This window comes from Streptomyces capitiformicae, assembly GCF_002214185.1.
In the GTDB taxonomy this organism is placed as follows: domain Bacteria; phylum Actinomycetota; class Actinomycetes; order Streptomycetales; family Streptomycetaceae; genus Streptomyces; species Streptomyces capitiformicae.
Genome location: NZ_CP022161.1, coordinates 2688645 through 2703856 on the forward strand (window position 1 = coordinate 2688645; position 15212 = coordinate 2703856).

Below are 15212 nucleotides of genomic sequence, written 5' to 3' on the forward strand. Positions count from 1 at the left end.
GGGTCGGGGTCGACGGGTTTTCTCAAGGTCAGCAAGTACACGTTCTGACCTGGGAGTTTGACCATGTCCCCTGGCAAGCAGGTGTCGGAGAGCGACGCTGCTCCTCCGATGGCCGCAGGCATCGAGCTGGAGAGGATGAGGCGCCGCGTCCGTCTGTCGCGCCTGGCCCTGTTCACTGCGATCGCGGCCGGTCCCGTCGCCCTGGGCGTGGCGGTGATGTCCGGCCCGGCCACGGCCAAGGCCGCCCCCTCGGACAAGCCGGCCGCTGTGCGCACCGCGGCCGCCGCGGTCGACCCGGCGGGCTATGCGCAGGTGTTCGTCGGCGCGTGGTTGCGCAGCAGTGGCGACGAGGCCGGCAGTGCGCAGGCGCGGCTTGCGCAGTTGCTCGCGCCGGACGTCGATCTGCCGGACCCGGTCGCCGGTGCGCAGCCGGAGCTGGGGTCGGTGACCGCGGTGCGCAGTGCGCAGCGCGACGCCGGTGCGTGGGCGGTGACGGTGGCTGCGCAGTACGCCGACGGAGGGGTGCGCTACTTCGTCGTCCCCGTGGCCGCCGACGCGAGCGGGAGTTCGTTCACCGTGACCGGTGCCCCGGGTGTGGTGGCCGGCCCGGAGCGCGCCGCGGTGGCCCAGTCGCCGTACGGCGTGAGCGTGCCGTCGAGAAGCGATCTGGCGTCCGCAGTTGGGGAGTTCCTCGGCGCGTACCTGACGGGGGCCGGGGAGGTGGATCGCTACCTCGCGCCCGGGGTGAAGCTGTCGCCCATCTCGCCCGCCCCGTACCAGGCGGTCGCGGTCCAGGAGGTGTGGGGCGCTGACGAGGCCGCGGCCTCCGGGCAGGTGCCGGCCGACGGTACGAAGGTCCGTGTCCGCGTCCAGGTCGAGGCCCGGGATGACGCCGGGCGCTGGCCGCTGGCGTACGACGTCTCTCTCACGTCTCGCTCCGACCGGTGGGAAGTCGCGGCACTGGAATCCGGGACCCTCCAGGACGGGGGCGCCCGGTGAACACCGTGCACAGCATGATGCTCGCCGGGCAACTGGACGACCTCGGCGACAGCTGGATCAACATGTTCGAGGACTGGGCGACCAAGGGCCTGCAGGCCGGTCTGATCGTGCTGGTCGTCGTGATCATGATCCAGAGGTTCAGCCTGAAGGCGGGGATCGGCGCCCTGCTACTGATGATCGTCGCGCTGGGGCTGTACGACAGCCGCGACGAACTGGCGGACATGTTCACCGACGAGGTGAAGAACCCGGCCACGGGCGCGCCCGCCGTGCCCGGCGTCGTGCAGGGTCCCGATCCGCTCGCCCGTGTGCACGCCGACGGCGCGGGAGGCCGGCTGTGAGCGCGGCGGCCCCGGGGCGGGTGGGCCGCTTCTACACCTCTGCCCGCCGCCACCCGTGGGTGCTGGGCAAAGTCGCCGACTGGAAGATCCCGCTCGGCCCGTACACGCCCGCACAGATCGCGGTCGCGGTCGGCGGCGGCTTCCTGCTGGTCAAGACGATCGGCTGGTGGTCGTGGATGGGCCCGGTGCCCATCGTGGCCTGGGTTTTGACGGTCTGGGCGGTACGCCGGCCGAAGATCAAGGGGCGCGCCCCGTTGCAGGCGGCGCTGGGCTGGGTGCTGCTCGCCTGGCAGCCGCAGGGCGGCCGCATCGGCGGGAGGGCCGCCCGGGACCAGATCTCCCGTCGTCTGCTCGGTGGCTTCACCGTCGAAGAGGCTGATCCCGCTGGCCCGGCCGTGGCGGCGCCGCCGCGCGCCGGCCAGCCGGCAGGCGGCCGGAGCGTGCCTCGGGGCCGGGAGTCCCGTCCGTCCGCAGGACCGCGCTCAGAACCGCAGACTCGCCCGGCACCAAAGGGGCCGGTGTCGGGTGTGCCGGTGTCTGGTGTGCAGCAGTTGCTCGCTCTGGCCCAGCAGGTGGGGGGTGCGCAGTGAGGGTGCCGATCCGTCACATTGCCGGGCATCTGGTGTGGTCGACACACGGCAGCGTGTGGGCGCTGTACCGGCTGCACCCCGGTCCGGACGCCCGCGGCCGCCGGGAGGAGACCGTCCAGGGCACCTACGTGCCAGCCGCAGTCCGCGACGAGCAGCTCGCGAAGATCACGCACCTGATCCGTTCGTTGACGGGGGCGCCGCGCCTGTTCGGGCTGTGCGCTCAGGTCGACCCGGGTGAGATTGCCCTGCGCATGATCGAGGGCATCGAGCCCGGCGCCCAGCCTCCCGGCGAGGGGCATCCGTGGGTGGAGAACGTCGAGGCCACCCTGGATCTGCTGAGCGACCAGGAGATGCACCGGCGCACCCTCTGGCTGGCGGTGCCGCTGCAGAACGACGCCGCGGGCGGGCAGGTGACCGCATCGCTCGGCGCGATGTGGGCGGACGTCGCACCGATGTTGGGCATGCGGGCGGCACCCGTGGCGCGCCGCGAGGTGACCGCCTACCGCGAGCAGGCCTTGCGGGTAGAGGCCGCGCTCGCCGGCGGCGTCGCCCTGCGCCCGGCCCGCCCGGCGGAGATCGTGTGGATGATCCAGCACGCTCTGCATCGCGGCCTGGACGAGCCGCTGCTCACCGAGGCCGAGACCAGCGACCTCTACGGCGGACAGCTGAGGGCGGGGATGCTGCACTCCCCCAGCTACGCCGACCTCGGCCAGGCCCGCCTGCAGGAGGGCGGTGTCGACCCGGCTCTCGACGACGCCGACGGCCTTACCGGCGCGGACCGGATCGGCCGATCGGGCCGCAAGACGTGGTGGCGGCTGAAGACGTCGTCGCCGCTCAAGCGGCGGTGGCTGCAGGTGGAGTCCGACGCCGGGGTGGGCTATCAGGCTCAGCTGGCGCTGGCCGAGTGCCCGCCCGCGGTGAGCCAGGACGCTGCTGACCTGTTCGCCCAGCTGGAGACCCTGGATTTCCCTGTCGACTACACCGTCGACCTCACTCTGGTGCCGGCCGAGAAGGCCCGCGACCAGGTGCGGCGCAAGAAGAACGAACTCGTCGACCAGGCCGACCAGTACGACGCCCGCCCCACCGGCATGCCCGCCTCCCTGACCGACGCCGCCCGCGACCTGGGCGAGCTCGACGCCCGCCTGTCCCGCACCAGCGTGGAGGTCGAGGTCCAGTCCGTGACCGTGTTGACCGTGTGGGGCCCGACCGCCGCCGTCTGCGACGCCCGCGCCCGCGCCCTGGCCGCACTGCTCGGCGGCGCCGACTACCGTGCGGTCCGCCCGGCCGGCCTTCAAGAGGTCCTGTTCACCCTCGGTCTGCCCGGCACCGCAAGGACCGGTGTAGTCCGGGAATTCACCCAGCACCAGGTCAGCGAAGACTGGGCGCTGGGCGGAGCCTTCACCGCCTCTGAAGTCGGCGACCCAGGCGGCATGTTCCTCGGCATCGACCTGGACTGCGGCACCACCCGCCCCGTCATGATCAACGTGGCGGACGCGCCGAAACAGGACGCATCCGCCTCCATGGGCGTCGTCGGAGATCTCGGCGCAGGCAAAAGCGTCCTGGAGAAGCTGATCTCCGAGGCAGTGTGGGCGCGCGGCGGGGTCGCTATCTGCATCGACCGCACCCCTGTGCGGGAGTGGGCGAGCTTCGCCCGCACTGCGGCCGCGGGCCGCAGCCAGATCATCGACGCCGCCCAGGCCGAGGTGTCCATCGACCCCCTGCGCATCTTCACCGGCCCCGAAGGCCGCCACTACGCCCTGTCCTACCTCACCCTCCAGCTCGGCATCGGCCCCATGAGCACCAGCGGGGAAGTCCTGCACCACGCCGTGGAGCGGGCCGCAGCCGGCGAAGCCCCCTCCATGCATCGTGTCCTTCAGGTCCTCGAGGAGATGGGCGGGGCAGAGACGGGCAAGCGGCAGGACGCGGCCGCCACCCTCGCCGGCCTCATCCGCGTCGTGGCCAGCAACCCTCTCGCCGCGATGGTGTTCGACCCCGCCCTGCCGCCCGTGCGGCTGGACGCCTCCAGCGCCTCCGACATGATCGTGATCACGACGACCGGCCTGAAGCTGCCGCCCAAGGCCGCCTTCGACAAGCCCGAAGTGCTCCACCAGCAACCCCTGGAAGCCCTGATCGGCCGCGCGGTCCTCTACCTGATCGCAGCGATCGCCCGGCAGACCGCGTTCGAGGACCCCGAACGGTTCACCGCGGTGGTGACAGACGAGCTGTACTGGCTCACCTCGTCCGCCGAAGGCACCGCCCTGGTCCACGAGATCCTCCACGACGGCCGCAAGCACGGCGCCGGGCTGATCGCTGGCTCCCACGACGCGGAAGAACTCGGGCCCGACCGCGGGCTGATGGCCTACCGTGCGCTCGCCCGCACCACCGACCGTGAACGCGCCCGCCGGGGGCTGGAGTTCCTCGGTCTCGATCCGAACGACCCCGAGCTGCTGCGGCTGGTGACCACCGGCCTGTCCCCCGTCGGACAGCGCGGCCGCGAAGGCGAGTTCCTCATCGCCTGTCCGCGGCAGAACATCGGCCGGATCAAGGTCAGCATCCCGCGCATCGAGCGGATCTCCTCCTCCATCACCACCACGCCGGGACGCCGCGCCACCGCGCCCCCGCCCGCTCCGCTCGCTGGTGCCGCTGCGGGCGACCGTCAGAAGGAACTCCTGTGACCTCTTTCGCTCCCAGTCGCTCGAGGCGTCTCGCCGCAGCCGCGAGCGCCCTCACGGCCATCGCCGTCGCCGTCGGCGTGCTCGTCCTGGTGCTCGGGGCGAGCCTGCCGGAGACCTGGTGGCCACGCACCGGACACGCCTTCGCCGCCGGCACCGCCAGGACGCCCGCAGACGCGTGCGATCTGATAGCCGGTCCGGCCAAGGCGTACTGCGAGCGCGGCCGCCACGCCACGAGCGCCGCCCCCGCCCAGGACAGCGGCGACGCCGCCGCCTGGAAGCTGGTTCCTGGCGCGGCAGTGCTGGGGGCGCTCGTGATCTGGCGCCGCGCTCCGGCAGGACGAGAGCGGGCTTGAGATGTTCCGTCTAGACCGCGCAACTCTGCGCTCGGCCGGCTTCGTGGCGCTGCTCACCGGCGTGTTCGTCATGGTGAACAGCCAGGTCGTGTACGCAGCCGGCAGCAACAGCGAGACCGGAGACCTGCTCGCACCGCTGAACATCACCTCCTCCGAGGGGGTGCCGATCAACGGCTACGAGCTGAACGCCGACGGCGGCTCCATCGTTGCCTTCAAGACGCAGGCCTTGGCCTTCGCCCTGTCCGGGCTGTTCACCCTGATCCGGCTGCTGGTCGGCCTGGCGGGGTGGGCGATCGAGCTGGCCTTCCGGTTCCCGCTGCTGAAGATCCTGACCCGTCCGGCTCAGAAGGTCGCCGACACGTACGACAACGTGGTCGTCGACACGCTTGGGCTGAAGGGTCTGCTGTTGGCCTGGGCGTTTGTTTTCGCGGGGTTCATGATCGTGCGCGGTCGTGTCGGCCGCGGTCTGGGTGAGATCTTCCTGACCCTGCTCATCGGGGCGATCGCCGCGTCGGCTCTCATCCGCCCTGACACGCTGCTCGCCCAGGACGGGCCCCTGGGGCAGTCCCAGCAGGTGGCCGCCGAAGTCGCCCAGCAGAGCGTCAACTCCTACGACTGGGGCGGCAAGCTCGCCAGCCGTGGCCCGTGCGCCGGCATGGCCGGCATGCAGGAGGTCAAGTGCCTGGAACGTGAAGGCGACAAGCCTGTCTCCGCCGAAGAGGTGGCCCGCCCGATCCAGGACTCGATCACCAACGCCCTGATCGTGAAGCCGTACATGCTGCTGCAGTACGGGCGCATCCTCGACCCGGCCAAGACCGCCGACCGCAAGGCCTACGCCGTCCATCTGAAGTGGATCACCGGTGGGTACAAAGCCGGCGCCAAGAAAAACAACGAGGGCAGGAAAGACGCCTGCGACCTGATCAAGGGCGAGGCGAAGAAGTGGTGCGAGCGCGACACCGACGACACCCCTGGGAACGACGGAAGCGACACCCTGCCGGAGCTCACCCCAGGTGGGGAACTGCTCGACGCCTCCAACGCGATCGTCACCGACGAGGACCGCGAGTTCTACGCCTTCATGCAGGACATGAAGAAGGCCGGCGATGTCGGCAAAGCGTGTGCCGACTATGCGCAAAAGCCCACCTGGTGGCGGGTCGGCGGCGCCGCCCTGCTGCTCATCGCCGCGCTGTTCATCTGCGGCATGCTGCTCTCCAGCGCCATCGTGCTGCTGGGCACCCAGGGCATCTGCGCGGCTGCCGCGGCTGCGGGCGGTGTCACCTTCATCGCCGGCATGCTGCCCGGGCCCGCACGCCAGTCCGTGTGGAAATGGCTGTCGATCTGGGGCATCTCGGTCCTGACCGTGGTCGGGATCTGTGCGTTCATCCCGTTCTTCGGCATCGCCGTGGACGCCACCATCACCGACGGGCCCGACCTGATGGTGGAGCGGATCCTGCTGATCGACGTCCTGGCCGTCGCGGGCGCGGCCGGGCACCGCAGGCTCCTGACCGGGATCGCCTCCTTCGGGCGGCGTATGGCCATGCGGATGCGCTACGCCAAGGTCGGCGGCACCCACATGCCCGGCGACACCTCCGAGGTCGGCGCCGCGCTCGCCATGAACTCGCCCGCCGCGCTGGGCGGTTACGGCGGGGGCCTGCGCGCCTTCACCGGTGGCGGGGGCGGCCGGTTCGGGCTGCTCGGCACCCGGCAGCGCCTGATGGGCGCGCTGACGTCGCTGGCCGACGGCGCGGGCATGCCCGTGGACACCGGACGGGTGCTGGCCGATGCAGGCGCCGAAGCAGGGCGCGGGCTCGCCCCGCTCACCGCGGCCGCCGCCGTGGGCGGGGCGGGTGCTCGGCTCGGTGCGAAGGGCGGCCACTGGCTGCTGATCGGCCGCCGGCCGGACAAGGAACAGCTGGCCAAGTGGCGCAAGCCCACCGCCGACGGCGACCCGGACCCGGGCGGTCCGTCCGGCGGACCAGGCGGCGGGACGGGCGGCGGGGGGCCCCGTCGTCCCGGCGGTCCGCCCGACCGCTACCGCAACGAGGACGGCCAGGTCGTCGACCGCCGCTCGGGGCAGGTACTGCACGACCAGAACACCGACCGCACACTGCTGTCGACACGCGCACACAACCGCCTGGTCCGTTTCCGCGGATACCGCATCCTCAACCGGGGCGGCCGCACCGCGTACGGCACGACCGTGGGTCTCCCGGCCAACCTCCGCCGGGCCCGATCGGGCGGATCGCAGTACGCGCAGGACGCCCGCCAGCAGGTGCGGGTGTGGAGCAACACCGTCCGCGAAGACGGCCGTGCCTGGGCCGAGGCGGGACGGCAGGCAGCCCGGTCCGGCCCCACCCGCAGCCGCCGCCTGCCGACAGCGACGGCAGTGTCCTCCCCGCGGCCGAACCCGGTGCAGCCGCCGACGGTGCGTACTAGCAGCCCCGCGGGCCGTCCGGGACCGGCCCCTGCTGGGCCGAGCGCGTCGGCGTCTCCGGCGGGAGGCAGCACCACGCCGACGTCCCCGAACCGGCTCGCGGGCGGTAACGCCCCGCGTCCGGCGAGTCCTGCGCCGAACAGGACGGGCTCGGCCCTTCCCGGCGCAGGCAGCGCTGGCAACACCACGCGCGACGAAGCGCGTCGGCGGATGCAGGAGCTGATGCGGCGGACCGCTCCCGAAGCGGAGCGTCTGCGCCGTGAACGCGGCCAGCAGCCGCCGGCCGAGGACGGTGACGCCGAGTGAAGCGGGCACGGCGCCGCCTGGGGCGGTGGGGATGCGTGAGTATGCTGCTGCTGTTCACCGCCGTGTGCTGCGCGGCTCCTGTCTCGAACGCGATCAGCGCGTACGTCGCGCTGCAGACCGGGCTCCAGGATGATGCCGATGGTGGGATCGCCGGCGGCGGCATGGCGGCGGACATCCCCGCCCGGATGCTGGCTGCTTATAAGAAGGCCGTACAGCAGGTCGGGAAGTACGTGCCCAAGTGCCAGGGCATGCGTTGGCCGATCCTTGCCGGAATCGCCAGGGTCGAGTCGAACCACGCCGTCGGCCGCAACATCGCTGCAGGCGGCGACATCCGTCCGAAGATCTACGGGGTGCTCCTCAACGGCTCCGGGGCCGGCGGGAACACCACCGTCTTCCCGGATACCGACGGCGGCAAGTGGGACGGCACAGCCAGCGGGGAGCGCGCGGTCGGGCCCTTCCAATTCCTGCCGTCCACCTGGGAGGGCGTCGGCGAGGATGCCAGCGGGGACAAGACAGCCGACCCGCACAACGCCGACGACGCAGCCCTCGGCGCCGCCGTCTACCTGTGCGCAGGCGGCCGGGACTTGACCAAGCGGGCTCAGCTCAAGGCCGCGATCCTCCAGTACAACCACTCAGGTGAGTACGTGGCGAACGTGCTGGGCTGGATTGACCAGTACACGGCGGCCGTAAAGGACCCGGACCTGAAGAACGTGACCGGGAAGGTCCGCACCGTGATCGAGGCGGCGCTCTCCCAGCGCGGTGTGCCCTACTCGTGGGGCGGCGGCAACGCCAAGGGCAAGTCGACCGGGATCTGCTGCTCCCCCAGCGGGAAGAGCGGCGAGAACATCAAGGGCTTCGACTGCTCGGGGCTGACCGTGTACGCCTACGCCAAGGCCGGCATCCAACTGCCGCGCCTCGCTGCCGACCAGGCCGGGGTCGGCCAGCGCATCCCCGCCAGTCTCGGCACCGGTGCGCTCAAGGCTGGCGACCTCGTCTTCTACGCCGACGCTCCCGGCCGCGACAAAACGATCTATCACGTCGGGATTTACCTGGGCAGCGGACAGATGGTCAACGCCCCTCGTCCCGGAACCGTCGTCCGCCTGGACGCGGTCAACGCGATGTCGGGATACGCGGGAGGGGCCCGGCTGCTATGACCAACCCCCCGGCGCGCTCGCCGCGCCTGCTGCTGATCGCCACCGTGGTCCTGGTCGTGGCCGGGGTGATCCTGCTGACGGTGCCGCACACACCAAGCGCTCCGGCAACCTCGGCGCCACCCCGCACGACCGCTCCCACGCCGTATCCCTCGGCGACCGCCGCACGCGGCCCTGCTGCGCAGGCCAGCGTGTCCGCGCCGGCCACGGCCTCCGCCGCGTCGACGCAGTCAGCCGGTGCGTCCGCGCTGCCGCCGCACGGCGAGGGTGTGGCCGGCGATGCCGTCATCCAGAAGTCTTTGGAGAACGCCTGGCCCGCCGACCTTGCCGCCGACGAGGAGCAAAGGCTCCTCGCGGCCGGCCGTGGCCTGCTGCGGGCGGACGCCACTGGGATCGGCCGCGCCAAGTGGCCCGCGATCTTCGGCAGCCAAGGCCAGGCGATCGCACCGGCGTTCTCCACCGCCCGCTTCCGCATCCAGGCTGCCATCGCCCGCCGCGACGGCAGCCGGGACAAGGCGGTGGTGCACCTGGTGTGGGCGGCTGCCGACCGTGGCGGGACCTACACCGACCGGCGCATCACCGACTGGTACTTCACCCGCACTTCAACGAAAGGAGGGTCCACGTGGACACCTCAGCCCCGTACTTGACCGAGCAGGCGGATGACACGGCGGCCAGTCAGGTCCTCGGTCTGCTGGCTGGCCTGGTCAACGCCGCTGGCTGGGTGATCACCTATTGGTACGTGCCTGTGGCGGCCGCGGCCGCCTGCTGGGCCGTGAGCGAGATGGTGGTGCGCCGTCTGGCAAGGAAGGCCTCGGCTGAGCGGATGGCGCTGGAACTCGTGCCGTCGCAGCACTTCGACCCTGGCCTGGAGGAGATCTTCCGCCGCGGGGTTCAGCTCGCCCGAGCTTCAACGAGCATGCCGTGGTGGGCGCCCAGGCGGTCGAAGGCGGTGCAGATCCGGCTGCGCGCCGACGGCTCGAGCCCGTTGCGGTACCGGATCGAAGGTCCTGCCGGTGGCGAACGTCTGCTGTCGATCACGCCGTTCGGTCCCGCCGTCACGGTGAACCGGGCGCGCCCGCTCGTCGACAAGCCGCGTGAGCATGTGGTGCGGGCGGAGTTCGTCCTGCGCGGCAAGCCCACCGCCCCGCTGCGGGACGTTCCGCTGGACCCCGACCCGCTGCAGCCGCTGATCGACGCCGTCTCCGATCTGCGGGCGGAACTGGGAGACCTGGCCGAGATACGGCTCGACATCCAGCGGGCCCCCAAATGGACGCTGCGGGCCCGGCGTCTGCAGCTGATGTCGGACGCCCGGCGCAGGGAGCGGCGCGAGGCCCAGCGCGCCGCCCGGTGGGTGCGCAAAGACGCAGGCGGCGTCGAGGACTCACTGGCCTGGCAGCTGCAGCAGTTGGTCAGCGGCAAGCAGGCCGGGGGCGGGCGCCGTCTGGTCATGCCGCCCGTCCCCCGCCGGGTCGAGCCCGCCGAGGCGCTGGGCAAACTCGCCGACGACGACCACCTTGTCCGCGTGCAGCTGCTGGTGATGTGCGCGTCGAACACCGAGGGCCGCTCCCAGGCCCGGCTCGCCCAGCTCCAGGCCGCCTTCGACGTGTTCGGCGGCGGCTCGCGGTGGGCGATGCGCGGATGGCGGGTCGGCCCGTGGCGGTTCGGGGCGGACCGCTGGCCCAGCCGTCGCGGATTCGAGCGCCGCTGGACGTTTGGTCACTGCCAGCCGCCCCGTCCGAACTGGGTACGCCTGGAGGAACTGACTGGCCTGCTCAAGCCGCCCACGGTGCACTGCCGGCTGCCGCTGCTCGCCGGGGACCTGCCGACCTTCGAATTCAACAACCCCACGTTGCTGCTGCAGGGCGTCTACCGCGGCCCCGACGGCCGCCGGCGTCTGGTCGCCAGCTATGCGAAGGAGACGCTGTTCGAGGTCGGCGTGGGCAAGGCGGGCGGCGGCAAGACCGAACGCGCCCTCGCGCAAGCCATCGGCTGGGCTCATGCAGGAGGCGGGCTGATGTTCGTCGACCCGCACCGCGACTCCTGGCCCCGCGCTCTGCCGTTCCTCGCCCACGACGCGCTCATGGACCGGATCGCGCTCATCGACCTCAACGCCCATGGGCCTGCGCCTCAGGTGAGTTCGTGGAACCCGCTCGGCATGCACCAGGGCCAGGTGGCCCACGAGGTCGTCGAGGCCACGGCGGACGCCTTCGCGTCCGCACTCGGCTGGGACGACGCCAGCGCACCCCGCGCGCTGACCATCCTCACCGCTTCCCTGGCGGTGCTGGTGGCCGTCAACGAAGCCGCCTGCCAGGCCGGGCGCCCCGAAGACCAGGCCACGGTCTTCCACGTGCGGGCGCTGCTCACCGACTCGGTCTTCCGCGCTGCGGCGCTCGCCGGGGTTAAGGGGTGCCTGGACGAGGAGACCCGCTCCTGGTGGCAGACGGTGTTCCCGACGCTGCCGCCCGACTCCTTCGCCGTGGTCCTCAACCCGATCGCCCGCCTCGCCGCCAACCCCGTCACTCGCGCGTTCCTCGGGCAGCCTGCCGGCCGCTACAACATCCGCGCCGCGATGGACTCGAAGATGATCGTGTGGGTGTGCCCGGGCGGAAACGGGCCCACCTACCGGCTGATCACCGCACTGCTCGCCCGGGACCTGCTGCGCGCGGTGCGCTCCCGCCGGGATACCCCCGAGGCCAGGCGGGTGCCGTTCCGCCCGTACTTCGACGAGCTGATCACCCTGACCGGAGCGGCCGCAGAGACGATCGCCAGCATGTTCGAGGACTTCCGCAAGTACAAAGTCCACGTCCACGGCATGACCCAGTTGCTGGCCCGCCTGCCCATCCCGGTGCGTCTGTCCCTGGTACAGAACGCCTCCACTCTGGCGTCCACCGCCGGCTCGCAGTCCGCTATCGCTCCGATCACCGCGGAATGGGGAGACCGTCCCGGACCTGACGTCGTCGCCGCCCTAGACCGGTTCGAGCACTACATGTCGCTGACGGTCAGGGGCCGCCGTGTCGGTCCCGTCCGGATCACCGGCCCGCACCTCGACGAGGTCTTCGCCGAGTACGCCCGTCCCCGCCAGGCGGCGGCACTCGAGCGCGCCGCCCGGGCCACGGCCGGCGCCGCGCCCCTGGACCAGCTCACGACTCGCGCCACCGATCAGCTGGGCCGGGTGGGCGCCTTCCTTGCCCAACTCGCCCCCACCACACCGCCAGCCGTACAAGGGCAGAAGAAGGGTTACCAGTGACCACCACCTTCGAGGCCGTGCCGTCTGGCCGCACTCCGAGTCCCATCGAGCCTCTGCCGCATCAGCTCCTGGCCGTGCTGGGTCAGCACCGGATGGCGTCTACCGGTCAGATCCACGACCTGCTGCGGCCCGGCACGGCGCGGCAGACCGTCTCCACACCGTTGAACAAGCTGCGCCGTGAGGGCCTGGTGGATTACACGGTGCTGCCGCAGTCCAACCGGTCCCGGGCCTGGTACCTGACGGGTGAGGGGGCCCGGCTGGTGAGGGACTTCCCCGCGCTGAGGGGCCGGCCGCCGTATCCGATCACCTCGGCCACCGCTGCCTCGTTGAAGACGCCGCACACCCTGACCGTGGTCCGCACCCACCTGGCGTTCGTCGCCGATGCCCGCAGGCGTGGCGACGAGCACGGTCACCTGGACTGGACGCCCGAGGTCTCCCACCCGCTCAGCGACGGCGAGAAGATCATCACGGATGCGGTGATGTACTACACGCTCATCGGTGAGGATCAGCGGACGAAGCTCAGGGCGTTCGTCGAGGTCGACCGGACAACCATGAGCAGCGAGCGGCTCGCACTGAAGTTGATCGAGTACGCGCGGCTGTGGGCGTACGAGCCGCAGCCTGTCGGCCGGTCCCGAGCGCGTCAGTCGGTTGTTCCCGGCGCCGTCTGGCTGCGCTGGTATCCCGTGTTCCCCCGGGTCCTGTTCGTGCTCACCGGCGCCTCCCGGTACGTCCTGGGCAACAGGATCAACGACCTGCAGGCCATGGTCGCGCAGCACCCGCTCGTGGGCACGCTGGCCCGGCAGGTGCCGCTGGGCGCGGCGGTCCTGGACGACCTCGAACTAAAGGGGCCTACCGGCGATGTCTGGGTCCCTCTGGCCGGCGGCGAGCCGCGGCCGTGGACCGAGCTGTGACGCGGCGGCACGGTGCCGAACGAATGTCGCAGCCTTGCAACTGCTCCAGAATCCACTTGATGTTTGCGTACGCGAATGGCTAGTTTACTTATGCACAACGGGGCTCGGCCCTTCAACCGTCCCCGTGCGCTCTGAACTTGGGAGATCCAGATGCTGCAAGCTACTGGTGAGATTCGCATCCCTGAAACGCAACCCACTGACGCGTGGCCCGTCCGCACGAAGGTCGTCTCCTACGTCGGGAGCGCTTGCGTGGTCGAAGGGGCCGGCGACTTCGACCTGGACGATCTGAACCTGGTACGCCACCGATTCCCGGGCCGGCGCGTCACGCTCGACGGAGACGTGATCACCGTATGGCCGACCTCCCCGCCCAACGGGGCAGGGACTCCCGCTCCATGATGCCTGGGGCGACATCAGCTCAGCCCGCCCCTCGGCCGGAAGAACCCGGCGGCCCGCATCTCGTTCTCGCGCGCGGGGGCTCACGCCGCCCGAACAGCCCGACGAACGACACGGACCACATGCGGTCGCAACGAGCGAAGACACAGAACTACAAATCGACATCTGGTTCCGAAAGTGACCGGATACGTCCCGAGTTGTGTGAGTGAACTCAAATATGAAGGTGGGAAGTTGACTGGCATATGCGTAATCTGGCGGTCACGCAAACGCATTACTGCAGCTGGACCAGACCGCAGTTCTTGGCCGCCGAATGCCGGGGGGTCGGGGCAGCGGTCGAACCGCACCGCGTCGTACGGGGAGACAACGTGACTGCAACACAACCACGCCCTTCACGGATCGTGAGCGCCGCTGTTCGCACCCGGAAGCACGCAACTGCCCTGCTTCTCGCGGGCAGTCTGCTGGCGCTGGCCGGCTGTAGCGATAGCGACTCGGACACGTCGTCCAAGCCCAGCCCTACCCCGACGGCTGCCTCGCCGTCCCCCAGTTCCACCGCCGGCGCCGAGGACGCCGCCGTCATCGCGGCGTACACCAGCTCCTGGGACGCACAGACGCAGGCCTACAGCAAGGCTTCCTCCGCGGGCACCGACCTGAAGCAGAACACCACCTTCAAGGCCCTGGCCGACATCGAGAGCGATCTCTCGGCCATGCGGAAGGCCGGACAGGTCACGACCGGCAAGCCTGTGATCCATCCGAAGGTCGTCAAGGTGACCGACGCCAAGATCCCCACGGCCACGGTCGCGGACTGCGTCGACACGACGAACTGGACGCTGATCGACAAGGCCTCGAAGAAGAAGGTCCCGCTGCCCACGACGCGGCTCACCAAATACGTCAGCACCGCAACGCTTGAAAAGTGGGGGACGAAGTGGATGGTCACGAAGCTGACCGCTCAAGAGCAAGCCTGTTAACCCGACGCCTCGCTGCACTTACCGGCGCCCTCGTCCTGGCCTCGGCTCCCGTCGCCCACGCCGACGACGATCCCGTCGATGCTGGCAAATGCCAGGTCATCAAGTTCTGTGTCGGTGTCGGCGTCGGTGACGAGACCGACGGAAGCGGCGGACAAGCGGGCGGCTCAACAGGCAGTAGCGACAGCGACAGCGAGCTGAAGTGCGGCTACAACAAGACCGAGCCGAAACCGCCGGCCGAACACCCGGCCTGGGAGGGCAAGGACCCAGCGAAGTACGACATGTATTTCATGTCCTGCTCGGATGGCGGCCTGAACAACCCGGACGGCTTCATCGTCGTGCCGGAGGGGCAGCCCCCCGTGCCGCAGGTCGACCCGCAGGAGTTGGCTCAGCGCGCGGTGGACTCCATGACGCTGCTCGGCCCGGACATCGCCAGCCCCCGCGCGGCCGGGAAGTACACCGTGGGTGTCCCGATGTGGATGTGGGTCAACCTGAGCGCCATGACCTACGGACCGAACACCGCGTCGGCCTCGGCGGGCGGGATAACCGTCACCGCGACCGCGAAGGTGTCGAAGATCGTGTGGACTATGGGCGACGGCGCCTCTGTGACCTGCAACGGCCCCGGTACGCCCTACCAGGCCTCCCAAGGCATGGCCCAGTCACCGACCTGCGGACACGTGTACTCCAAGACTTCAGCTGGTGCCAAGAACGGCAAGTTCCCGGTGACCGCGACCTCGACGTGGACGATCGACTGGCAGGGCGGCGGACAGGCCGGCCAGCTCACCGAGATCCGGCAGACCAACGTGCAGGTGGCGATCGGCGAAGTACAGGTCGTCAGGTAACGCCGCCGGAAGGACAG

12 protein-coding genes are annotated in these 15212 nt (G+C 70.7%); all 12 read left to right on the top strand.

Annotation, left to right across the window (positions count from 1 at the left end; genetic code table 11):
- The first annotated feature begins 63 nt into the window (after window positions 1-63).
- The 12 genes from CES90_RS11895 (at window position 64) to CES90_RS11950 (ending at window position 15195) form a co-directional block, all read left to right on the top strand.
- On the top strand, window positions 64-999 hold the full coding sequence (locus CES90_RS11895) for a conjugal transfer protein (protein ID WP_189784868.1): 936 nt from the start codon (window positions 64-66) through the stop codon (window positions 997-999).
- Window positions 996-1337, top strand: coding sequence for a hypothetical protein (locus CES90_RS11900; RefSeq protein WP_189784867.1), 342 nt, complete (start codon window positions 996-998; stop codon window positions 1335-1337). The genes CES90_RS11895 and CES90_RS11900 overlap by 4 nt, the downstream gene beginning before the upstream one ends.
- A complete protein-coding gene (locus CES90_RS11905; protein WP_189784866.1) occupies window positions 1334-1927 on the top strand; it encodes a hypothetical protein in 594 nt (197 codons plus the stop codon). The genes CES90_RS11900 and CES90_RS11905 overlap by 4 nt, the downstream gene beginning before the upstream one ends.
- The gene (locus CES90_RS11910) at window positions 1924-4602 is read left to right on the top strand and encodes an ATP-binding protein (RefSeq protein ID WP_189784865.1); all 2679 of its coding nucleotides are present in this window, start codon (window positions 1924-1926) and stop codon (window positions 4600-4602) included. The genes CES90_RS11905 and CES90_RS11910 overlap by 4 nt, the downstream gene beginning before the upstream one ends.
- Window positions 4599-4955, top strand: a complete 357-nt coding sequence (locus CES90_RS11915) for a hypothetical protein (protein WP_189784864.1) — start codon at window positions 4599-4601, stop codon at window positions 4953-4955. Before CES90_RS11910 ends, CES90_RS11915 begins: the two co-directional genes overlap by 4 nt.
- Before the next feature lies 1 nt (window position 4956).
- A complete protein-coding gene (locus CES90_RS11920; RefSeq protein ID WP_189784863.1) occupies window positions 4957-7689 on the top strand; it encodes a hypothetical protein in 2733 nt (910 codons plus the stop codon).
- Between the two features lie 41 nt (window positions 7690-7730).
- Window positions 7731-8843, top strand: a complete 1113-nt coding sequence (locus CES90_RS11925; protein WP_189784940.1) for a C40 family peptidase — start codon at window positions 7731-7733, stop codon at window positions 8841-8843.
- On the top strand, window positions 8840-9487 hold the full coding sequence (locus tag CES90_RS11930; protein ID WP_189784862.1) for a hypothetical protein: 648 nt from the start codon (window positions 8840-8842) through the stop codon (window positions 9485-9487). The genes CES90_RS11925 and CES90_RS11930 overlap by 4 nt, the downstream gene beginning before the upstream one ends.
- The gene (locus tag CES90_RS11935; RefSeq protein WP_189784861.1) at window positions 9463-12087 is read left to right on the top strand and encodes an ATP/GTP-binding protein; all 2625 of its coding nucleotides are present in this window, start codon (window positions 9463-9465) and stop codon (window positions 12085-12087) included. The genes CES90_RS11930 and CES90_RS11935 overlap by 25 nt, the downstream gene beginning before the upstream one ends.
- Window positions 12084-12998: a replication-relaxation family protein gene (locus CES90_RS11940; protein ID WP_189784860.1), complete on the top strand. Its 915-nt coding sequence runs from the start codon at window positions 12084-12086 to the stop codon at window positions 12996-12998. The genes CES90_RS11935 and CES90_RS11940 overlap by 4 nt, the downstream gene beginning before the upstream one ends.
- Window positions 12999-13789: 791 nt before the next feature.
- Window positions 13790-14356, top strand: a complete 567-nt coding sequence (locus CES90_RS11945; RefSeq protein ID WP_189784859.1) for a hypothetical protein — start codon at window positions 13790-13792, stop codon at window positions 14354-14356.
- Window positions 14302-15195: an ATP/GTP-binding protein gene (locus tag CES90_RS11950; RefSeq protein ID WP_229914038.1), complete on the top strand. Its 894-nt coding sequence runs from the start codon at window positions 14302-14304 to the stop codon at window positions 15193-15195. The genes CES90_RS11945 and CES90_RS11950 overlap by 55 nt, the downstream gene beginning before the upstream one ends.
- Window positions 15196-15212 lie beyond the last annotated feature (17 nt).